This window comes from Kiloniellales bacterium (genome assembly GCA_030064845.1).
In the GTDB taxonomy this organism is placed as follows: Bacteria; Pseudomonadota; Alphaproteobacteria; order Kiloniellales; family JAKSDN01; genus JASJEC01.
Genome location: JASJEC010000024.1, coordinates 1 through 21647, shown reverse-complemented (window position 1 = coordinate 21647; position 21647 = coordinate 1). Strand labels below are relative to the sequence as shown.

General features: G+C 67.7%; 18 protein-coding genes, 2 tRNA genes and 1 pseudogene. 15 read left to right on the top strand and 6 right to left on the bottom strand.

Features of this window, described 5'->3' with window-relative positions:
* The first annotated feature begins 152 nt into the window (after positions 1–152).
* Positions 153–1166, top strand: a complete 1014-nt coding sequence (locus tag QNJ67_10980) for a hypothetical protein (GenBank protein ID MDJ0609487.1) — start codon at positions 153–155, stop codon at positions 1164–1166.
* 24 nt (positions 1167–1190) lie between these two features.
* On the opposite strand, the gene QNJ67_10975 is transcribed toward QNJ67_10980, so the two are convergent.
* A complete protein-coding gene (locus QNJ67_10975; protein MDJ0609486.1) occupies positions 1191–2510 on the bottom strand; it encodes a solute carrier family 23 protein in 1320 nt (439 codons plus the stop codon).
* A gap of 253 nt (positions 2511–2763) precedes the next feature.
* Between QNJ67_10975 and QNJ67_10970 the strand changes: the two genes are divergently transcribed.
* From QNJ67_10970 to upp, 3 genes are read left to right on the top strand one after another with little or no spacing between them, the layout of a single operon-like run.
* The gene (locus QNJ67_10970; protein ID MDJ0609485.1) at positions 2764–4023 is read left to right on the top strand and encodes a GTP cyclohydrolase II; all 1260 of its coding nucleotides are present in this window, start codon (positions 2764–2766) and stop codon (positions 4021–4023) included.
* 16 nt (positions 4024–4039) lie between these two features.
* Positions 4040–5272, top strand: a complete 1233-nt coding sequence (locus QNJ67_10965) for a URC4/urg3 family protein (GenBank protein MDJ0609484.1) — start codon at positions 4040–4042, stop codon at positions 5270–5272.
* A 30-nt stretch (positions 5273–5302) separates the two neighbouring features.
* On the top strand, positions 5303–5935 hold the full coding sequence (upp, locus tag QNJ67_10960; protein MDJ0609483.1) for a uracil phosphoribosyltransferase: 633 nt from the start codon (positions 5303–5305) through the stop codon (positions 5933–5935).
* A gap of 5 nt (positions 5936–5940) precedes the next feature.
* Here the strand turns inward: upp and QNJ67_10955 are convergent, their stop codons facing one another.
* Both QNJ67_10955 and QNJ67_10950 read right to left on the bottom strand, forming a co-directional pair.
* Positions 5941–6402 (bottom strand): tetratricopeptide repeat protein, encoded by a 462-nt coding sequence (locus QNJ67_10955; GenBank protein MDJ0609482.1) that lies wholly within the window; start codon positions 6400–6402, stop codon positions 5941–5943.
* Positions 6403–6961: 559 nt separating this feature from the next.
* Entirely contained in the window at positions 6962–7183 is a 222-nt protein-coding gene (locus QNJ67_10950; protein ID MDJ0609481.1) for a hypothetical protein, read from the bottom strand.
* A gap of 167 nt (positions 7184–7350) precedes the next feature.
* On the opposite strand from QNJ67_10950, the gene QNJ67_10945 reads away from it, so the two are divergent.
* From QNJ67_10945 to QNJ67_10925, 5 genes and pseudogenes are all read left to right on the top strand, one after another.
* A tRNA-Leu gene (locus QNJ67_10945) sits at positions 7351–7437 on the top strand.
* A gap of 47 nt (positions 7438–7484) precedes the next feature.
* Positions 7485–7571: transfer RNA gene (locus tag QNJ67_10940), tRNA-Leu, on the top strand.
* A 142-nt stretch (positions 7572–7713) separates the two neighbouring features.
* On the top strand, positions 7714–8580 hold the full coding sequence (locus QNJ67_10935) for an alpha/beta hydrolase (GenBank protein MDJ0609480.1): 867 nt from the start codon (positions 7714–7716) through the stop codon (positions 8578–8580).
* Between the two features lie 191 nt (positions 8581–8771).
* Positions 8772–9383 (top strand): annotated as a pseudogene (locus QNJ67_10930) (DUF502 domain-containing protein).
* 177 nt (positions 9384–9560) lie between these two features.
* The gene (locus QNJ67_10925) at positions 9561–10166 is read left to right on the top strand and encodes a DUF502 domain-containing protein (protein ID MDJ0609479.1); all 606 of its coding nucleotides are present in this window, start codon (positions 9561–9563) and stop codon (positions 10164–10166) included.
* 9 nt (positions 10167–10175) lie between these two features.
* Here the strand turns inward: QNJ67_10925 and recG are convergent, their stop codons facing one another.
* Both recG and QNJ67_10915 read right to left on the bottom strand, forming a co-directional pair.
* Positions 10176–12257: an ATP-dependent DNA helicase RecG gene (gene recG, locus QNJ67_10920; GenBank protein MDJ0609478.1), complete on the bottom strand. Its 2082-nt coding sequence runs from the start codon at positions 12255–12257 to the stop codon at positions 10176–10178.
* 94 nt (positions 12258–12351) lie between these two features.
* Positions 12352–12702 (bottom strand): hypothetical protein, encoded by a 351-nt coding sequence (locus QNJ67_10915; protein MDJ0609477.1) that lies wholly within the window; start codon positions 12700–12702, stop codon positions 12352–12354.
* A 315-nt stretch (positions 12703–13017) separates the two neighbouring features.
* Here QNJ67_10915 and QNJ67_10910 point away from each other — a divergent pair, with 315 nt between their 5' ends.
* Both QNJ67_10910 and mfd read left to right on the top strand, forming a co-directional pair.
* Positions 13018–13287, top strand: a complete 270-nt coding sequence (locus QNJ67_10910; protein MDJ0609476.1) for a succinate dehydrogenase assembly factor 2 — start codon at positions 13018–13020, stop codon at positions 13285–13287.
* A 152-nt stretch (positions 13288–13439) separates the two neighbouring features.
* Positions 13440–16769 (top strand): transcription-repair coupling factor, encoded by a 3330-nt coding sequence (gene mfd, locus QNJ67_10905; GenBank protein ID MDJ0609475.1) that lies wholly within the window; start codon positions 13440–13442, stop codon positions 16767–16769.
* 31 nt (positions 16770–16800) lie between these two features.
* On the opposite strand, the gene QNJ67_10900 is transcribed toward mfd, so the two are convergent.
* Positions 16801–17445: a DsbA family oxidoreductase gene (locus QNJ67_10900; GenBank protein ID MDJ0609474.1), complete on the bottom strand. Its 645-nt coding sequence runs from the start codon at positions 17443–17445 to the stop codon at positions 16801–16803.
* Between the two features lie 205 nt (positions 17446–17650).
* On the opposite strand from QNJ67_10900, the gene QNJ67_10895 reads away from it, so the two are divergent.
* The 4 genes from QNJ67_10895 to QNJ67_10880 all read left to right on the top strand — a co-directional run.
* Positions 17651–19294, top strand: a complete 1644-nt coding sequence (locus tag QNJ67_10895) for an acyl-CoA synthetase (GenBank protein ID MDJ0609473.1) — start codon at positions 17651–17653, stop codon at positions 19292–19294.
* A gap of 12 nt (positions 19295–19306) precedes the next feature.
* Positions 19307–20077, top strand: a complete 771-nt coding sequence (locus QNJ67_10890) for a glucose 1-dehydrogenase (GenBank protein MDJ0609472.1) — start codon at positions 19307–19309, stop codon at positions 20075–20077.
* Positions 20077–21273, top strand: coding sequence for an acyl-CoA dehydrogenase family protein (locus QNJ67_10885; GenBank protein MDJ0609471.1), 1197 nt, complete (start codon positions 20077–20079; stop codon positions 21271–21273). Before QNJ67_10890 ends, QNJ67_10885 begins: the two co-directional genes overlap by 1 nt.
* Positions 21270–21647, top strand: a 378-nt coding sequence (locus QNJ67_10880) for a phosphotransferase (GenBank protein MDJ0609470.1), incomplete at its 3' end; no start/stop codon positions are given. The genes QNJ67_10885 and QNJ67_10880, both read left to right, overlap by 4 nt.

Below are 21647 nucleotides of genomic sequence, written 5' to 3'. Positions count from 1 at the left end.
CGTCGAACGCTCACCTCCGCGCGTTCCAGGGACACCGCTGGCCTCCTCGAACCCTTTCAAACGCTTGTGATCGCAAGTGATCCCGACGTGCGGCCGGCGGCTGCCATACTTCGGCTGCCCGATTGGGGGGAGCTGCGACAGGAGAAGTTGAGATGCAGTCGAGGAAGAGCAAACTGCTTTCGTCCACGGTGGTGCCCTTCGTCATGATGGCCGGTGTCGCCGTCGCGGGCATGGCGGTCGCCCCGGAGGTGGCCGCGCCACCCGCACGGGCGGCCTGCAACCCCTGCGCCGTGAAGAAGAGCAATCCCAGCGCCGCCGCGGCCTGCAACCCCTGCGCGGCGGCAAACCCGTGCAACCCCTGTGCTGCCGGCAATCCCTGCAACCCCTGCGCCGCCGCCTGCAACCCCTGCAATCCTTGTGCCGCCGGAGGCGGGCAGGCCAGCCTGAAGTGCGCCGTTCCACGGCTTCGCACGGCGGCCCTGTCCAACCCCTGCAATCCCTGCGCGGCAGCAGCCTGCAATCCGTGCAATCCCTGCGCGGCGGCCAACCCCTGCGCGGCAGCGGCCTGCAATCCGTGCAATCCTTGCGCAACGGCCAACCCCTGCAGCCCCTGTGCGGCGGGCAGTCCATGCAGCCCGTGCAATCCCTGCGCGGCGGGCGAACCGGCGGAACTCACCACGGCCGAAGCCGTGGCCGCCTACGACTGCCTGATCGGGGACATGCGGGCCGCCTACGCAAAGTCGAACGACCGCAACGCCGTCAGCTACGCCTCTTTCCGGCGCTACAGCACGCAGCCCTACGTATCGGCGACACACGGCAGCCGCTACGTCCAGAACTTCGCGAACGACCAGGCGCGCAACTATGGGCTCTTCGAGAACGCGGGCACCTTCCGGCCCGGCGCCGTTCTCGCCAAGGACAGCTTCCAGGTAAAGGGCAACGGCCAGGTCGCCATCGGCCCCTTGTTCGTCATGGAGAAGATGCGCGCCGGCTTCAATGCCGAGAGCGACGACTGGCGCTACACCATGGTCATGCCGAACGGCTCGGTCTTCGGGACGACCAAGGGCAAAGGCGCGCAGAAGGTTCAGTTCTGCATCGGTTGCCACCAGTCGGTCACGCCGGAGCAGGACAACGTCTTGCTGTTGCCGGAGGAATACCGGTCGAACTAGGAAACCGGCCAAGCCCTCTTGCGACTAGTCGCCGAGAATGGCGCCGGTGTCGCCGGCGGTTTCCTTGCCGGGCAGGACGGCGTGCAGGACGATACCTATGATGGCCGCCAGGGCCATGCTGGAGACCTCGGCGAAGTCGCCCAGCTTGAGGGTCGCGCCGCCGATCCCGATCACCAGGATGACCGAAGCGATCAAGAGGTTGCGCTTCTCGCCGAAATCGACCTTGCCCTCGATCATGGTCCGCAGACCAGATGCCGCGATCACACCGAACAGCGCAATGGCGACGCCGCCCATCACGGCCATCGGGATCGATCCGATGAAGGCGGCGACCGAGCCGACGAAGCCCAGCAGCATCGCCAGGACCGCCGCGCCCGCGACCACCCAGACGCTGAAGATGCGGGTGATCGCCAGTACGCCGATGTTCTCGCCGTAGGTCGTGTTGGGCGGTCCGCCGAGCAGGGAGGCCAGCATGGTCGCTAGGCCGTCGCCGAGCAGCGACCGCTGGAGGCCCGGCTTGACCAGGAAGTTGCGCCCGACAACGCGGCTCACCACCACCTGATCGCCGATGTGCTCGGCGATCGTCACGATCGCGACCGGCACCAGAAGGGGAAGGACTTCCCAGGGAATCCCACCGGTCGCGGCGGTCAGGCCGGAGAACAGGGCCACGAAGTCGGGCACCGCGAAGAACGGGGCGGCGGCGACCGGTCCGAAGTCGACGAAGCCGAAGACCAGGCCGACCAGGTAGCCGCAGATGATGCCGAGGAGGATCGGCACGACGGTGAAAAAGCCCCTCAGCACAATGGAGAAGGCCAGGACGCAGGCGAGCGTGAAGAGCGCCAGGACGAAGTGTCCCAGGCTGTAAGCTCCACCGCCCGCGGTGTTGGTGGCCATGCCGATGGCGACGCTCGCCAGCCCGAGGCCGATCACCATGATGACCGGCCCGACGACGATCGGCGGCAGCAGGCGCAACAGCCAGCGCACGCCGAACAGCTGGATCAGGACGGCGACCACGAGATAGACCAAGCCCGCGCAGAACGCGCCGAACATGGCGCCGGCGACGCCCGCCATCTGGGCCCCCGCGACAATCGGCGCGATGAAGGCGAAGGAGGACCCGAGGTAGACCGGGATCCGGAAACCCGTGACCGCCATGTAGAGCAGGGTGCCGAGCCCGCTGCTGACCAGGGCCACCGCGGGACTGAGCCCGGTCAGGATCGGCACCAGGATGGTAGCCCCGAACATGGCGAAGAGGTGCTGCAGGGAAAGCACCAGCCAGACGTGGGGCGCGGGGCGTTCGTGGGTCGCAAGGCCGTCCCGGCCTGCGCTGGTCGTCGTCTCGATCGTCATTGGTCTTTGACCCCAATTCTTGTCGGTTCGCAGCCGCTTCGCCCCGGAGCCCCGCCAGAGATTATAGGGCCGGGCGAGCGGCCTGTCGCCGGTCGGCGCGGCGGCGCCGGCTCCGCATTGTCGAGCGGGCGGCTTTGTGGGAAGAATCAGCGTCTTCGGTAAGGAAGTTGGCAAACGCTCGGAATTCAGTAACAAAGGCGCGCTACTACTGCGCGTGGCATCGCCATTCGGCTGGAGCCCCGTGAGGCTTGAGATGACCGGATCGAAACGCCCAAGTAAGCACATCGTTCTCACCTCCCACCCGGGCGGTGGCCAGAAGCCGGTGCCGATCACCTGGGCCTCCGCCGATCCCAAGGCCCGCGGGCCGGTGATCGGTTCCCTGACCAATCCGGGGCAGCGCAACGTGATCGGCGCCCACGCGGGCTCCTACGCGCTTTATCGGGCGCTGGCGATCGCCGCCGGGAGCCTCGATCCCCTGCACAAGGCGGATCTGACCAACACCGCGCCCACCGAGACCATCGGCCCCCACCCGCAGTGGTCCGACGCCGACAAGATTGTCTCACTCGACCCCTTCGGCCATCTCGCCGGCGAGGTGTTCAAGGATCTGATCGATCAGGGTCAGGACATCCGCCCGACCATCGCCGTCACGCGGGCCCGCCTGACGGTTCCCGAGATGAAGGAGCTCCTGCGTAGCGAACGGCTCAAGCCCGACGGGCGGGTGCTGCTCGAGAGCGGCGAGATAAACTGCATTAAGGCCGCCATTGAACCGGTGTGGTATCTGCCGGGGATCGCGCGCCGCTGCGGCGTCAGCGAGAAAGACCTTCGGCGCAGCCTGTTCGAGCATACCGGCGGCATGTTCCCGGAGTTGGTGACCCGCTCCGATCTTCAGGTCTTCCTGCCCCCGATCGGCGGGCTGACGATTTATTGCTTCGGCGACCCCGGCGCAATCTCCGATCCGGCCCGCAAGCTGGCCTGTCGGGTGCACGACGAGTGCAACGGCTCGGACGTCTTCGGGTCCGACATCTGCACCTGCCGGCCCTATCTCGTGCACGGCATCGAGATCTGCGTCGAAATCGCGCAGCAGGGCGGCGCGGGGCTGATCGTCTACAACCGGAAAGAAGGACGCGCTCTGGGCGAGGTCACCAAGTTCCTGGTCTACAACGCGCGCAAGCGCCAGGAGGGCGGCGACCGGGCCGATCAGTACTTCGAGCGCACGGAATGCGTCGCCGGGGTCCAGGACGTCCGGTTTCAGGAACTCATGCCCGACGCGCTCCACTGGCTCGGCGTCACCAGGATCGATCGCTTCGTTTCCATGAGCGATATGAAGCACGACGCCCTGACCCGCCAGGGCATCGAGATCGTCGAGCGCGTGCCGATCCCCGAGGACCTGATCCCGGTGGATGCCCGTGTTGAGATCGAGGCCAAGAAGGCGGCGGGCTATTTCACGGAAACGGCAGTGCCGGCCGAGTCCGACTTGGCGCGGACCAAGGGCCGCGGCCTTACGGATTACTAGGAACACCTTGGAGACCTTGACCGATCCGCGCGCAGCCGCCGCCTGGCTGCGCACACCTGCGGCGATCCGCGCGCGCTGCCGAATGGTGTACGACGCCGCCGAGGCCGGTGCGCTGCGCCACTTCGCGCTCGATTCCGGACGCCTCGGTGAGGCGGCGCGCTACGTGCTCGAGACCATGAGGGAGCGTTATCCGGCGCTCGACGTTCCCTACCACAGCCGTTGGCGTCACTTCGCCGTCGACGGCCGGGACCGCTGGTTGGAACTTCGGGATCGTCTGGCCGAGACGTCACTCGACGAGCTGGCCCGGATCCGTATCGACCTGGCGGTGACCAGCGTGCTGCTCGACGCCGGCGCGGGCGCCCAGTGGCGCTACCGCGAGCCCGGGTCGGGCGCGCTCCACGCGCGCTCGGAGGGCCTCGCGCTGGCCAGTCTTTACGCTTTCCAGGACGGTCTGTTCTCCACCGACCCGGCGCAACGATACCGGGCCGACGCCGACGCCCTGGAGGAGATCACGACCGAGGCGCTGGGTCGCTCTTTTCAGGCCGACGCCGGCAATCCCCTGGTCGGCCTGGAGGGCCGAGCCGCGCTGCTGCGACGACTCGGTGGCGCACTCCGCAACCGGCCGGATCTCTTCGGCGCCGAGCGGCCGCGCATCGGCGCGCTGTTCGACTTCTTGAAGGCGGCTTCGGGAGAGGACGGCCTGCCGGCCGCAAGCATTCTCGACACCCTGCTCCAGGCCCTCGGGCCGATCTGGCCCGGCCGGCTTGCCATCGACGGCGCGGTCCTCGGCGACGTCTGGCCGCATCCGGCGGCCGCCAGCAACGACCTGACCGACCGCCTCGTGCCCTTCCACAAGCTCTCGCAATGGCTGGCCTATTCCCTGGTCGAGCCTCTCGAGGCCGCCGGCGTGACGGTCACCGGACTCGACGACCTGACCGGCCTCGCCGAGTACCGCAACGGCGGCTTATTCCTTGACCTCGGAGTCCTGAGGCCCAAGCATGACGATGTCCTCGGCCGCAGGCACGCCGCGGACAGCGAGCTTGTCGTCGAATGGCGGGCGCTTACCGTCGTGCTTCTCGACCGCGTCGCCGAGCAGATTCGGGCGGACCTGGACCTGAGCGCCGCCGGGCTTCCGCTGGCGCGGGTACTCGAAGGGGGCACCTGGAGCGCGGGACGCAGGATCGCCCGGGAAAAGCGGTCCGACGGGCGGCCGCCGATCGCGGTAGAGAGCGACGGCACGCTTTTTTGAGCGCAGGGAGCGCGGTTCGGAGGAGGTAGCATGGGACACGCGGTTACCGTGGTCGATCATCCCCTGGTCCAACACAAGCTGGCGCTCATGCGGCGCAAGGAGACCCCGACGGCGACGTTCCGGCAGCTGATGCGGGAAGTCTCCCTGCTGCTCGCCTACGAAGTCACGCGGGACCTGCCGCTGACCACCGCCAACATCGAGACGCCGCTGGGGCCCATGCGGGCGCCCAAGCTCGCGGGCAAGAAAATGGTGCTGATCTCGATCCTGCGGGCCGGGAATGGCCTGCTGGAAGGCATACTCGACCTGGTGCCTTCGGCCAGGGTGGGCCACGTCGGGCTCTACCGCGACCCGGAGACGCTGACCGCCGTCGAGTACTACTTCAAGGTTCCCGAAGGCCTGGGCGAGCGTCTGGTGATCGCCGTCGATCCGATGCTGGCGACCGGCAACTCGGCCGCCGCGGCGCTTTCGCGGATCAAGGACGCGGGCGCGACCAACATCAAGTACGTCTGTCTCCTGGCGGCCCCCGAGGGGATCGCCGCCTTAGCGGCAGAGCATCCGGAAATCCCGATCTTCACGGGGTCGATCGACGAGCGCCTGAACGATCACGGCTATATCGTCCCCGGCCTGGGAGACGCCGGGGACCGCCTCTACGGCACCAAGTAGGTCGATCAGCCCGGGAGCCGGGACCGCAGGGCGCTGATGCGCCGGCGGGCGGTCGCGAGCTGCTCGGTCGAGAGCTTGCTGGCGGCCCAGTCCCGATTTCGGGCGGCCCAGTGGGGATCCGCGATCGCCCAGGTCTCGCGCTGGCGATGGGCGTAGGTCGATGCCGCCAGGGTGAACCAGACATGGGCCGAGACATAGTCCCGGTCGAGCCCGATACCGTTGGCATACATCAGTCCCAGGTTGAACTGAGCGTCGGCGTCGCCACCTTCCGCGGCGCGCCGGTACCACTCGGCGGCCTCGTCATAGCTCTGGCGCACGCCCTCGCCGCGGTAGTACATGACGCCTAGCTGGTACTGGGCTTTTGGATCGCCGTCTTCGGCGAGCGGGCGCCAGACGGAGAGCGCCCTGGAAAAGCTCATCCGGTAGTAGGACTGCAAACCATCCTGGAAATCGGCCGACGCCGACATTGTTGGCACCGGCTGCGCCAGGATGGCGAGGAGGACGACGAGCAGGCTTTGGCGGCGGCACATGGCGCAGTAGACGGGCGATGATTTCGAGACCCGGGCAGCCTAGCGGTGCCTTGGTTAATCAATGGCAAACCGCTTCAACAGGCGGTTAGGACCGCGAGTGATCAGAATCTCAACCTCTTGTCCACGGTCGCTTAAGCATGTTCGTTCAGCCCATATAAACGTGCTTGGCGTAGTTTTTTCGCCAGCCAGGCAGGCTCACGAGCGCCCAGGTAGGGCCACTTTCAGCCCCTGACCTCCCGACAGCAGAGTTTGATTGAAACAGGATCGCCCAGAGCGATCCATTCGCGCGCCTTCTAGGACAGCACCACCGCCAAGCCGAGCAGGGCGAGGGCGCCCATATGGGCAAGTCCGATGAGGTTCGACATGTTCATGGCATTGACCTCCAGCTTGGCGTTCCGGGCCGCTTCCTGGCCGCTCCGGATAATTGATCCGTCGGCGGTCGCGGGACCATTGCCGAAACGCCTTGTCAGACCACCGCAATTTGCATGGCTGGCGCTCAGGAGCCGACGTCGTCGTCGTAGCCCCGCCGGCTGCTGTAGAAGATCAGGAACATCAAGCCGGCGCCCAGGAGCAGGCTCAAGACGACCCCGAGAACGAGGGCCAGGATCCCGTGGGGACTGATGTCGACTTCGGCCATGCTGGTCCAGGCGTAAGCGACGACCGCCGCCGTCGCCGCCAGGAGGCCGCCCAGGATGCCGATCAGAACCAGCAGGCGCATCGCCCTTCAACTCTCGAATTCGCAGGGGACCGGAGGCCGATAGCCCCGGTCCCGGAGCACATGGGCACGGAACACGAGGCTGCCAATATTTCCGTTGCCCTTTTTCCGCCAGACGTTATAACACGCTCCGCTCTTCTCAGGGTGCTTTCCGCCTGTCGGCACCTCATGCGGCTGTGGCGGAATTGGTAGACGCGCAGCGTTGAGGGCGCTGTGGGGGCAACCCCGTGGAGGTTCAAGTCCTCTCAGCCGCACCAACGGCGCCGGATCACCGGGCTGGAAAGCACACCCCAAGGAGCCGCCCGCGGCTGTGGCGGAATTGGTAGACGCGCTAGCTTCAGGTGCTAGTGGGCGAAAGCCCGTGGGGGTTCGAGTCCCTCCAGCCGCACCACACTAAAATTCGGTGACCTTTGCACCGGCCCCGCCGCGCCCTATGCTCCGCGCAACGAGGGGGCAGGTCCCAGCGCCGCGAGTCTCGACGACTTCGACAGCGACGATGCCCGACCGGCAAGGCTTGTTGGGGGGAGAGCATTGTGTTCGAAGGCTTTGAGCAAAGAAGAGTTTCAAGCAGCGAGACCGAGATCAATCTCAGGATCGGCGGCTCGGGGCCGCCTCTGCTGCTGCTGCACGGCTACCCGCAGACCCACGTAATGTGGCACAAGGTCGCTCCCGGCCTTGCCGAACGCTTCACCGTGGTCGCCGCCGACCTGCGCGGTTACGGCGACTCCGGAAAACCGCCGGCGGGCGAAGGCCACGCCGGATACAGCAAGCGGGCGATGGCCCGCGACCAGGTCGAGGTCATGGCGGCCCTCGGGTTCGAGCGCTTCGGCGTCGCCGGCCACGACCGGGGGGGCCGGGTGGCCCATCGCATGGCGCTGGATCACGGGGAGCGGATCGAGAAGGTGGCCCTGCTCGACATCGCGCCGACCAAAACCATGTACGAGCAGACCGACAAGGACTTCGCGACCGCCTACTATCACTGGTTCTTCCTGATCCAGCCCTACGACCTGCCGGAGCGGCTGATCGGCGCCGATCCCGGGTACTTCCTCGATCACAAGATCGGGCACTGGAGCCGGGAACCCGGCGCCTTCCCGGTAGAGGTCGTGGCCGAATACAAGCGCTGTTTCGCCAACCCGCAGACGATCCACGCTACCTGTGAGGACTACCGGGCGGCGGCCAGTATCGACCTGGAGCACGACGCTGCCGACCTCGCCAAGCGTCTCACCTGCCCGCTGCTCGTGCTCTGGGGCCAGAAGGGCGTCGTCGAGCGCTGCTTCGACGTCCTCGCGGCCTGGCGGGAGCGGGCGGAATCGGTCCAGGGACGAACACTGCCCTGCGGTCACTTTCTGGCGGAGGAGGTGCCCGAGGAGACCCTGGCGGAGCTCTTGGCCTTCTTCTAGAAGGTTCCGCCGAACCGGTTAAACAATTTGCACGGTTTTGCCGTAACCTGCTTCAGCACCTATGTTTATGGTGGAGGGGCGACATGCCCGGTCGCCACGAGCGTTGAGGACACATGAAGCAAAAGCGGGAACGGCAGTTCGGGTTCAAGGCCGGGGGGCCCAAGGTAAGGCGTCCACGGACGCCGAAGAACCTGCGGCCGAGCTTGGCGGCGCGCCTTCGAAACTACTTCCTCGCGGGTATCCTGGTGACGTCGCCGGTCGGCATCACCTTCTGGATCGCCTGGAACCTGATCGAGTTTGTCGACGATTCGGTGATGCCCCTCGTGCCGGTGGCCTGGAACCCGGAAACCTATCTGCCCTTCAGTCTGCCCGGCATCGGCCTGATCGTGGCGGTGATCATCCTCATTCTGATCGGAGTGGCGACCGCCGGCTTTCTCGGCCGGATCATCACCGGCCACAGCGAACGCCTCCTGGCCCGCGTGCCGGTGGTGCGCTCTGTCTACAGCGCCACCAAGCAGATCCTGGAGACGGTCCTCGCGCAGAAGTCCAACGCCTTCCGCCAGGTGGCGCTGATTGAGTATCCCTCGCGCGGCGTCTGGGCCGTCGGCTTCGTGACCGGCGAGACGGTCGGGGAAGTGCAGGCCCTGACCGACGACACCACGATCAACGTCTTCATCCCGGCGACGCCCAACCCGACCACCGGGTTCCTGCTGTTCGTCCCGAAACGCGATGTCCACGTGCTCGACATGACCGTCGAGGAGGGCGTCAAGCTGGTGATATCCGGCGGGATCATCACGCCCCCTGCGCCGGGAGAGGCACCGAAGACGGTCACCATTCGGGCGTCGGACCTGGAGCCCGAGGAGTCCAAGAGCCGACCGAAGCGCCGCTTCAGCTTCGCCGCGCGCCTGCGCAACTACTTTCTCGCCGGCATCCTGATCTCCGCCCCGATCGCGATCACCTTCTGGCTGACCTGGAAGTTCGTGTCCTTCGTCGATGCCCAGGTCGACCCCTACATCCCCCTCTGGTGGCATCCGGAAACCTATCTGCCCTTCGACATCCCCGGCCTGGGGCTGATCTTCGCCCTGATCGGACTGACCTTGGTAGGCATGTTCACGGCCGGCTTGACCGGGCGCATGCTGATGCGCAGCGGCGAGCGCGTCCTGGCCCAGGTGCCCGTGATCCGCAGCCTCTACAGCGGGGTCAAGCAGATCCTGCACACCATCCTGTCGCAGCAGTCCACGGCCTTCCGCAAGGTGGTGCTGTTCCAGTATCCGCGCCCCGATGTCTGGGCGATCGGTTTCCTAACCGGCCAGGCCGATGAACGCATCCTGGACAAGACGACGGCTCCCGATGTTCTGAATGTTTTCTTGCCGACCACGCCGAACCCGACCTCCGGCTTTCTCCTCTTCGTGCCCCGGGAGGAGGCGCAGGAGCTCTCCATGACCGTGGAGGAGGGCCTCAAGATGGTAGTCTCCGGCGGCATCGTCACCCCGCCAGACCGGCGCAAGGAGAAGCAGGCGGACGAGCCGCAGCCCGAGACCGGATCCCGGCAGGATACCCTGGAGCCGGCCGAGCCTGCGGAATAGGCGCGCCGCTTATCCCGACCTCAGATACTTGATCGCCTGGTCCCGCTCGAAGAGGTAGAGCAGGACCCTTAGCGCTTCGCCGCGCGGACCGGTGAGCCCCGGGTCCTTTTCCAGGATCAGGCGGGCGTCGTCGCGGGCCATGGCCAGGAGGTCGCCGTGGACCGCCAGGTCGGCCACGCGGAAGGTGGGCATGCCGCTCTGGCGGGTCCCGAGCACCTCTCCGGCGCCGCGCAGCCTGAGATCCTCTTCGGCGATGCGAAAGCCGTCGTCGGTCTGGCGCATGATCTCGAGGCGGGCGCGGGCGGTCTCGCCGAGCGGCGCCTGATAGCAGAGCAGGCAGGTCGACTTGCCGGCGCCGCGCCCAATCCGGCCGCGCAGCTGATGGAGCTGCGCCAGGCCGAAGCGCTCGGCATGCTCGATCACCAGCACCGTTGCGGCCGGGACGTCGACCCCGACCTCGATGACCGTCGTGGCCACCAGCAGATCGACCGGCCCCTCGGCGAAGGCCGCCATCGCCGCGTCCTTGTCCTCGCCCGACATGCGGCCGTGGACCAGTCCGACGCGGCGGCCGAAACGCTCGGCCAGGACGGCGTGGCGGTCCTCGGCGGCGGCCACGTCGATCGTCTCGGATTCCTCTACCAACGGACAGACCCAGTAGCCCTTGGCGCCGCGGTCGAGCGCCCGGCCGACCGCCTCGACCACGTCGTCGAGGCGCTCCAGGGGCAGGACCCGGGTATCGACCGGCTGGCGCCCGGCGGGGCGCTCGGTCAGCTTGGAGGCCAGGAGGTCGCCGTAGGCGGTCAGCATGAGGCTGCGCGGGATCGGCGTCGCGGTCATGACCAGGATGTCGACGGCGCGCCCCTTGGCCCCGAGGGTCAGGCGCTGGTGGACCCCGAAGCGGTGCTGCTCGTCGATCACCGCCAGGCCGAGATCGTGGAACGCAACGTCCTCCTGGAAAAGGGCGTGAGTGCCGACCGCGAGACGAGCCTCGCCGCTGGCCAGGCGCTCCAGCGCCTCGCGCCTGGCCTTGCCCTTGCGGCGCCCGGTGAGCAGTTCCACGCGGAGGCCAGCGGGCGCCGCCAGGGCGCTCAGGGTATCGTGGTGCTGGCTGGCCAGGATCTCCGTCGGCGCCATCAGGACGGCCTGACAGCCCGCCTCGACCGCGGCCAGCATGGCGAGCAGGGCGACCACGGTCTTGCCGCTGCCGACGTCGCCCTGAAGCAGCCGGAGCATGCGCTCCTCGGCAGCCATCTCGGCCAGAATCTCCTCCAGGGCGGTTTCCTGGGACCCTGTGAGGCTGTAGGGCAGGGCCTCGATCACCGGCCGCCGGAACCTGCCGTCGCCCACGATAGAGCGGCCCTTGCGGCGCCTCTGGCGCTCCCGGACCAGGCCCAGGGCGAGCTGGTTGGCCAGCAACTCGTCGTAGGCGAGCCGCCGGCGGGCGGGCACCCCGGGCTCGAGGTCGGCGGCCCCGGCGGGCTGGTGGACCCGGCGCAGGCTCTCTGCCCAGGGGCGCCAGCTTTCGCGCTGGACCAGGGCGGGATCGAGCCATTCCGGCAGGTCCGGCACGCGCTCCAGGGCCGCCTGGACCGCCTTGCCGACGACCTTGAGCGACAGCCCGGCGGTCAGGGGATAGACCGGCTCCACGGTCATCAGGGTGGCGCGGTCAGCGGGCCGGCCGATGTGATCCGGGTGGGTCATCTGCAGGCCTTCGTTGAAGAGCTCGAGTCGGCCGCTGACGACGACCTCCTCACCGACCGGCAGGACCTTGCTGAGATAGTCGCCGCGGGTGTGGAAGAAGACCAGCTCCAGCCGCCCTGTCCCGTCGCTGCAGGTCACGCGGTAGGGCCGGCGGGGCACGCGGGGCGCCTCGTGTCGTTCGACGCGCAGGCTGAGCGTGGCGACCCGGCCCGGCAGGGCTTCCGCCAGGCTGGGCGCATAGCGCCGGTCGATCAGGCCGGTCGGCCAATGCCAGCAGAGATCGAGAACGTGCGGTCCGGCCAGCCCCTCGAACAGCTTCGCCAGGCGTGCTCCGACGCCCGGCAAGGAGGTGAGGGGCGCGAAGAGGCCGAAGAGGATTTCCGGGCGCAAGACTTTTCCCGCTGAGGCACGGTTGTGCGGTCAGCAGGATCGCCGGACAGACGGGATGGAATCAAGGCGGACCGGACGAGGTCCAGCGGCCGAGTTACCAGAGGAAGAAGATCAGGACCGCACAGAGGCAGAGCTGGATCGCCTGCGGCACGGTGATGGCGCGGCCTTCGGGCCGATCGGGGATGAAGTCGTCGTCGTCCGCACTGGCGCGACGGGCCTTCTTGCCCGGGAAGTGGATGTCGGGCTTGATCGACGACTCCTGGTCGTCGTCATAGACATCGTCGCCGTAGTCCTCGATGTATTGCTCGACCGCACGGTTAAGGAAGTCGAGGGCCTCGACCCTGCGCTCCCGATTGGCCGGAATCGGCAGCGAGAGCTCCAGCGTCTTGACTTCGTCTGGCGCGCTTCTGGCAGAAGTCAGTCTTTTTGTGCGGGTCGACGACATTGGAGCATTCCATCACATTTCAATGAAGATTTGACTAAAACCGCTCCATTGCTTTCCCAAGTTCGAACAAATTTGCGCATTTGGATTGTTCTCCCGAGAACATCTCATGAATATCCCCAGGGGCCATTTTTCCGCATTGCAATAGTAACACGCAGAGCCGTGACTGGTTCTAGAAATACGTGAAGAAATTGTCCGTTTACCATGAGATATAGAAAAGTTTTATTTCAAATTTTGCCGAGTCCCTTGACCGGACAGGGGGCTTTCGATTTTGCGCCGCCGTGCTATGTCTCTGCGCGCAACTGGGAGCCGAGCCCCATGACAACCGACGCCGCACGACGCAAGAGGCTGCGCTACCGCGCCGCGCACCGCGGCATGAAGGAGTTGGACATTCTGATCGGGCGTTTCGCCGAGAGCCATCTCGGGGACTTCGACGCCGCCCAGCTGGATCGCTTCGAGCAGCTGCTCGAGGTGCCGGAACCCATCTTGTACGACTGGATCACCGGCAACGCGGAGCCCGCGCCGCCTCACGACCACGACGTCACGCGCCTACTGCTGGCCTTCAAGCTCCACACGCCGAACTCTTGAGACTGCTGCCGGACATCGCCCTGAGACCGGGTGACACCCTGGTTTCCAACGCTCCTGAGGGTGTCGAATCGGTCTTTCTGAGCCAGTTCTGGCGGACGGGCGGAAGCGACCGGCCCGGTCCGATCCTACACGTCGCCCGGGACGACGCGCAGATGGCCCGGATCTGCGAACTGCTCTCCTTCTTGAGCCCGACTTGCGAGGTGGCCACGCTCCCGGCCTGGGATTGCCTGCCCTACGACCGAGTCGGTCCGCATAGGGACATCGTCGCCCGGAGGATCGATACTCTGACCCGGCTCTGCGCCGGACCCGCGCCGGATATCGTCGTGACCACCGTGAACGCCGCGGTGCAACGGGTTCCGCCGCGCAGCGCCTTCGAGGGCCGGAGCCTCGTGGGCCGCACCGGGGCACCGCTGAGCCAGGAGGAGCTCAGGCTGTTCTGTGTCGGGAACGGCTATCAGCGGGTCGAGACCGTGAGCGAGCCGGGCGAGTTCGCCCTGCGGGGCGGCATCGTTGACGTCTTCCCGCCCGGCGAGCCCGAACCGCTGCGTTTCGACTTCTTCGGCGACGAGCTCGATTCCTTGAGGCGCTTCGACTCGCTCAGCCAGCGGACCATCGAGCCGCTCGAAAGCTTCGCCCTGAAGCCCGTCAGCGAAGTGATCCTCGACGAGGCGTCGATCTCGCGGTTCCGCACGCGCTACCGCGAGGCCTTCGGCTCGGTATCCTCCGAGGATCCGCTCTACGAGGCGATCTCGGCCGGACGGCCCCATCCAGGGATGGAGCATTGGCTGCCCCTGTTCTACGACGGACTCGAGACGGTCTTCGACTACCTGCCGGACGCGGCCGTCACCCTCGACCGCCAGATCGAGGAGGCGCGCAGGGCCCGGCTCGAGAACATCCTGGAGTTCTTCGACTCGCGCGTATCGCTGCAGGACGCCAAGGACGTCGGCGGCTGGCCCTATCGTCCCCTGCCGCCCGAGGCGCTCTACGTCGATGGCCAGAGCTGGTCGGCCTGTCTCGCCGGCCGCCGTTCGGCGCAGTTCTGGCCCTTCGCCGCGCCGTCGGGGAACGGTGCGGTCTTGGATGCCGGCGGCCGGGCGCCGCTGGACTTCTCCGAGGCACGCACGGCGGCGGACCACGGCCTGTTCGACCAGCTTCGCGCCCGCGTCGAGGCCGAGGCCGGGCAGGGCAGGCGGGTGCTGCTCGCCGGCTACAGCCAGGGCTCGCTCGACCGCCTGACCGGGCTGCTCAAGGACCACGGGCTGCGGCAGACCAGGGCGATCACGACCCTGGAGGAGCTGGACCGGGTCGAGGAAGACGGTCTGGCGGTAACCGTGCTGGGTCTCGAGCGCGGTTTCGGCGCCGGCGCCCTGACGGTGATCACGGAACAGGACATCCTGGGCGAGCGCTTGGCGCGGCCGGCGGCCAAGCGGCGTCGGCCCGAGAACTTCCTGACCGAGGTCACTACCCTGCAGGAAGACGATCTCGTCGTGCACATGGATCACGGGATCGGGCGCTACGAAGGGCTCCAGACACTCGCCGTCTCGGGGGCGCCGCACGACTGCCTGCGGCTGGTCTACCAGGGCGGCGACAAGCTCTTCGTTCCGGTCGAGAACATCGACGTGCTCTCCCGCTTCGGCTCCGAGAGCGCCGGGGTCGAACTGGATCGGCTCGGCCAGGGTCAGTGGCAGGCGCGAAAGGCGCGGGTCAAGGCGCGGATCAAGTCGATCGCCGACGAGCTGATCAAGCTCGCCGCCGCGCGCGAGCTGAAACATTCCGACCCGATCGCCCCCGAGGCCGGGCTCTACGACGAGTTCTGCGCCCGCTTCCCTTTTCCGGAGACCGACGACCAGCTGCGGGCGATCGAGGACACCCTGGACGACCTGGCGGCCGGGCGGCCCATGGACCGGCTGGTCTGCGGCGATGTCGGCTTCGGCAAGACCGAGGTCGCGTTGCGCGCCGCCTTCATCGCTGCGATGACCGGGCGCCAGGTGGCCGTGGTGGTTCCGACCACTTTGCTGGCCCGGCAGCACTACCGGACCTTCCGGGACCGGTTCCAGGGCCTGCCCGTGCGCATCGCCCAGCTGTCCCGCCTGGTCGCGGCGAAGGATGCCGCCCGGATCAAGGACGAACTGCAGCGGGGTCAGATCGATATCGTGATCGGGACGCACATGCTGCTGTCCCAGTCGATCGCGTTCCAGGACCTCGCCCTGCTGATCGTCGACGAGGAGCAGCACTTCGGCGTCAAGCAGAAGGAGCGCCTGAAGCGGTTGCGCGAAGACGTCCACGTGCTGACGCTGACCGCCACACCGATCCCCCGGACGCTGCAGCTCGCGCTCTCCGGCGTCAGGGAGATGAGCCTGATCGCCAGCCCGCCGGTCGACCGCTTGGCGGTCCGCACCTTCGTGCTGCCCTACGACCCCGTCATCGTGCGCGAGGCGATCCTGCGCGAGCACTTCCGCGGCGGGCAGGTGTTCTATGTTTGCCCGCGGATCGAGCACCTGCCCGACCTGCAGGAGCGCCTCGAAAAGCTGGTGCCCGAGGTCAAGATCGCCACGGCGCACGGCCGCATGGCCCCCGGTCCTCTGGAATCGGTCATGAGCGCCTTCGTCGACCGGCGCTTCGATCTGCTGCTGTCGACCAATATCGTGGAATCCGGTCTCGACATTCCCAACGCCAACACCATCGTGATCCACCGCGCCGACATGTTCGGCCTGTCCCAGCTCTACCAGCTGCGCGGCCGGATCGGCCGCTCCAAGCAGCGGGGCTACGCCTACCTCACCGTGCCGCCGGGCCGGCTGCTGACGGCGGCGGCGGAACGGCGGCTCCAGGTTATGCAGACCCTGGATACCCTCGGCGCCGGCTTCACGCTCGCCAGCCACGACCTCGATATCCGCGGCGCGGGCAACCTGCTCGGCGAGGAGCAGTCGGGGCAGATCAGGGAAGTCGGCATCGAGCTCTACCAGCAGCTGCTCGAGGAGGCGGTCACCGCCGCGCGCGAAGGCGGCGCCAAGGCCGACCAAGTCAGCGCCGAGTCCTGGACGCCGCAGATCTCGCTTGGCACCTCGGTGCTGATACCGGAGAGCTATGTCACCGACCTCAACCTGCGTCTCGGGCTCTATCGGCGCATCGCCCTGCTGGTCGACCGCGGCGAGATCGACGCCTTCGCCGCGGAGCTGATCGACCGCTTCGGCGCGCTTCCGGACGAGGTGCAAAACCTGTTGCAAACTATTGCAATTAAACAACTTTGCCGGGAAGCCGGGGTCGAGAAAATCGACGCGGGGCCGAAGGGCGCGGTCGTTGTGTTTCGCGAGAGCGCCATGGAGAACGTCGAGGCCCTGCTGCGCTTCGTTCAGGCCGAGTCCATGACGGTGCGGCTCAAGCCGGACGGCAAGCTGGTCTATCAGGAGAACTGGGCCGATCCGGCGCGCCGCGTGGCCGGCGTTCAGGAGCTTCTGGGCGAGTTGAAGGCGCTGCGCACCTAGCGCAGCCTGCGCACCGCCACTGGTTTCCAGGTCAGGAGGCTGAAGCCGGCGCGTCCTCGCGTCCCAGGTCGAAGAGCTGCAGCAGGACCTCGGGCGGGTGGGCGCCCGAAAGCACGTAGCGGCCGTTCCAGATGAAGGTGGGAACGCCCTGGATGCCAATGCGCCGCGCCTCGGCGTCCTCGTTGCGCACCGCTTCCAGGTCCTGGTCGCTCGCCAGGTAGTCCTGCGCCGCAGTGGGGTCCAGCCCGACCGTCTGCGCTACCGCGACAAGGGTCTCGGGATCGCCGATGTCCCGGCCGTCGAAGAAGTAGGCCGAAAACAGCGCCTCCACCACGGCCATCTGGCAGCCCTCTCGGCCTGCCCAGCGGATCAGGCGATGGGAATTGAGCGTATTGGGCGTCCGCCGGATGGCGTCGAAATTGAAGGCGATCCCCTCGGAGGCCCCGGCCTGCTCGACCTGCCCGTAGACCTGGCGGGCGCCTTCTCCGCCGCCGAATTTGAGCTCCAGGTAGCGGCGCCGATCCATGCCGTCGGCCGGCATCTCCGGATTGAGCTGGAAAGCGTGCCAGGTAACCTCCAGGTCGGGCTGGGGCCGCTCGGCGAGCGCGCGCTCCAGCCGGCGCTTGCCGATCAGGCACCAGGGGCAGATCGTGTCGGAGTAGATTTGTAGCTGCATGGCGCGGTCCTTTTCTCGCCCGGGGTGGGGTGCGCCGAAACAGGGGCGGGCCGACGCGGCGCGGCTCTGCGTCCTGTCGTCAGGCTGTGCGGGCTTGACCTGTCGAGAGCTGACATCGACCATAGCGCAGTTCAAGGATCTCCGCGGGCGAATTCGAAGGCATCCCGCGCTGTCCGGGAGTTTGTGCAGGGATATGGTGCAGGCGATGAATGACGCGGGGGCCGGGACAGGCGGGATCTACGACCAGGGGCTGGAGCAGAACGCGGCCAATACTGCGCCGCTGACTCCGATCAGCTTTCTCCGCCGGGCGGCCGCGGTCTACCCCGACAAGGTCGCCGTCGTTCACGGCGAGCTCCGCTACAGCTACCGCACATTCCACGAACGCGCCTGCCGTCTCGCCTCGGCGCTCCGCAAGCGGGGTATTGGGACCGGCGATACCGTTGCGGTGATGGCCCCCAACGTGCCGGCGTTGCTGGAAGCCCACTACGGCGTCCCCATGGCGGGCGCGGTGCTGAACGCGCTCAATGTCCGGCTGGACGCCAAGACCATCGCCTTCATCCTCGAGCACGGCGAGGCCAAGGTCCTGATCACCGACAAGGAGTTCTCGCCGGTGATCGGACCGGCGCTGGCCGCGCTCGACAACCCGCCATTGGTGATCGACATCGACGATCCTCTGGCCGAGTCCGGCGAACTTCTCGGCGCGCTCGACTACGAGGCGTTCCTGGCCGAGGGCGAGCCCGTCTTCGACGAGGTGCAGCCGGCGGAGGAGTGGCAGTCGATCTGCCTGCTCTACACCTCGGGCACGACGGGCAATCCCAAGGGCGTGGTCTACCACCACCGCGGCGCCTACCTGAACGCCCTGGGCAACCTCATCACCATGGGTCTCGGCAGAGACTCGGTTTACCTCTGGACCCTGCCGATGTTCCATTGCAACGGCTGGACCTTCACCTGGGCGGTGACCGCCGCCTCGGCGACCCACGTGTGCCTGCGCAAGGTCGAGGCCGGCGCGGTCTACCGGGCGATCGCCGAGGAGGGCATCACCCACATGTGCGGCGCGCCGATCGTCCTGACCATGCTGGCCCACGCGCCGGAGGCCGAGGGACAGCGGTTCGAGCGGACGGTCGAACTGGCGACCGGCGGCGCGGCGCCACCGAGCGCGACGATCGAGGCGATGGAGAAGATCGGCTTCCGCGTGACCCACCTCTATGGCCTGACCGAGTGCTACGGGCCGGCGACGGTCTGCGCCTGGCAGTCGGCCTGGGACGGCCTGCCGCTCGAACAGCGCTCCGGCTTCATGGCCCGGCAGGGGGTCAACTACCTGACGCTGGAAGAGATCAGGGTCGCCGATCCCGAGACCCTGGCCGAGGTGCCGTCGGACGGCGAGACCCTGGGCGAGCTGATGATGCGCGGCAATACCGTGATGAAGGGCTATCTGAAGAACCCGGACGCGACCGAGGCGGCGCTCGAGGGCGGATGGTTCCGCACCGGGGACCTCGCGGTGCGCCACGCCGACGGCTATGTCGAGGTCAAGGACCGCTCCAAGGACGTCATCATCTCGGGCGGCGAGAACATCTCAAGCCTGGAGATCGAGGAGACGCTCTACCGTCACCCCAAGGTCATGGAGGCGGCCGTGGTCGCCCGGCCCGATTCGAAGTGGGGCGAGACGCCCTGCGCCTTCGTCACCCTGAAGCCGGGGCAGGAGTCGACACAGGACGAGATCATCGCGTTCTGCCGCGACAACATGGCGCACTTCAAGGCGCCCAAGACCGTGGTCTTCCAAGGCCTGCCGAAGACCTCGACCGGCAAGATCCAGAAGTTCGTCCTGCGCGAGCAGGCCAAGGTTTTGTAGGCGCCGAGGGCCATGAACCCGACCGGTCCCTTCGATCTCGAAGGCAGAGCCGCCATCGTCACCGGCGCGTCGAGCGGGCTCGGCCGGCATTTCGCCATGACCCTGGCCCGGGCTGGCGCCAAGGTCGCCCTGGCCGCGCGGCGGCTCGACGCGCTCTGCGAGCTGGCGCGCGAGATCGAGGCCTTCGACGGCCGGGCGATCCCGATCGAACTGGACGTGACCAACGGCGAGTCCGTGAAGGACTGCGTGACCACGGCGGAGATGGAACTGGGGCACATCTCGATTCTGGTCAACAACGCGGGCATGGCTGAGACCAAGGCGGCCTTGGACATCGGCGAAGCGGACTGGGACCGGGTCGTGGACACCAACCTCAAGGGGGCCTGGCTGATGGCCCAGGAGACGGCCCGGCACATGGCCAAGCTCGGCCACGGCGGCAGCATCGTCAACGTGGCCTCGGTCCTGGGACTGCGGGCGACGGGCCGGCTCGCCCCTTACTGCGCCTCGAAAGCGGCTCTGGTCAACCTGACCCGGGCCCTGGCGATCGACCTGGCCCGCCACGACATCCGCGTGAACGCCCTGGCGCCCGGGTATGTCGAGACGGACATCAACCGCCTATTCATCCAGAGTCCCGACGGCGAGGCTCTGCGCAAGCGCATTCCGCAGCGCCGCTTCGGCCAGCCGGAGGATCTCGAGGGGGCGCTCCTGCTGCTGGCTTCCGACGCGTCGCGCTACATCAACGGCAGCGTCATCGTGGTCGACGGCGGCCATTCGGCGGCGCTCTGATGGACTTCACGCTCGACCCGGCGGTGGCGGAACTGCGGCAGCGCATCCGCCGTTTCGTTGCGGAGGAGATCCTGCCGCTGGAGGCCGACCCCTCGGCCTACGACGACCACGAGAACATCGCCGAGGCGCGCCTGCAGGCGCTGCGGGACAAGGTCAAGGCGGCCGGACTCTGGGCGCCCCAGATGCCCGAGGCGCGCGGCGGCCTGGGCCTCGACGTGGCCGGTATGGCGGTGTGCTACGAGGAGATGGGTCGTTCGATCTTCGGCCCGGTCGCCTTCAACTGCGCCGCGCCCGACGACGGCACCATGATCGCGCTCGAGAAGATCGCGACCGACGCTCAGAAGGCCCGGTGGCTCCAGCCGATCGTCGACGGCACGGTCCGCTCGGCCTTCGCCATGACCGAGCCGGCGCCGGGGGCCGGCTCCGACCCCGGCCTGATGCGGACCACGGCCGAGCGGCGCGGCGACCGCTGGGTGGTGAACGGCCACAAGTGGTTCATCACCGGCGCCGGCGTCGCCCGGCACTTCATCCTGATCGCCCGGACCTCGGACGATCAGCGCAAGGGACTGACCGCCTTCCTGGTCGAGCGGGACCGGCCGGGCCTGGAGATCGGGCGCCGGATACCGATTATGGGACCGGAGGAACACGGCGGCCATTGCGAGGTCTTTCTGCGCGACCTGGAGATCCCGGACGAGGACCGGCTCATGGGGGTCGGCGACGGCCTGAAGGTGACCCAGATCCGCCTGGGGACGGCGCGCCTGACCCACTGCATGCGCTGGCTCGGCATGGCCAAGCGCGCGCTCGAGATCGCCGCGCCCTACGTCTCCGAGCGCCGCAGTTTCGGCAGCACCCTGGCCGAGCACGAGGGCGTCCAGTGGATGCTGGGCGAGGCGGCCATGGAGATCGAGGTCGGCCGGCTGCTGACCATGAAGGCGGCGGTCAAGCTGGACCAGGGCGACTTCGCCCGCAAGGAGGTCTCGATGGCCAAGGTCCAAGTCTCCGAGACGTTGCACAAGGCGATCGATACGGCGATCCAGCTGCTCGGCGCCAAGGGCTACGCCAAGGACACGCCGCTCGAGTGGATGTACCGCTACGCCCGACAGGCCCGCCTGGTGGACGGCGCCTCGGAGGTCCACAAGATGGTCCTGGCCCGCGCCTTCCTGGCCGAGGGGCACGACTTCTGGGGTTGGCCGTGAGCGCGCCGGCCGAGGGGCTGCCGGCCCGCAAGAGCGCCCTCGAGGCCTTCGTCAAGCGGGCGAGCGGGGCCGAAGCGGTCGAGGTGCGTTCGACCCGCACCCTGACAGGCGGCGCGATCCAGGAGAACTGGCTGGTCGAGATCGAGGTCCGGGGCGGCGCGCTGGACGGGCGCCACGAGCTGGTGCTGCGCACCGACGCGCCCTCGGGCGTCGCGGTCAGCCTGTCCCGGGCGCAGGAGTTCCGGCTCCTGCAGGCGGCCTGGGAAGCCCGGGTCACCGTGCCGGAGCCGCTCCTGCTGTGCGAGGACGCGGGCGTCCTGGGCAAGCCTTTCTACCTGATGCGGCGGGTCGGCGGGACCGCGGTCGGCTACGGA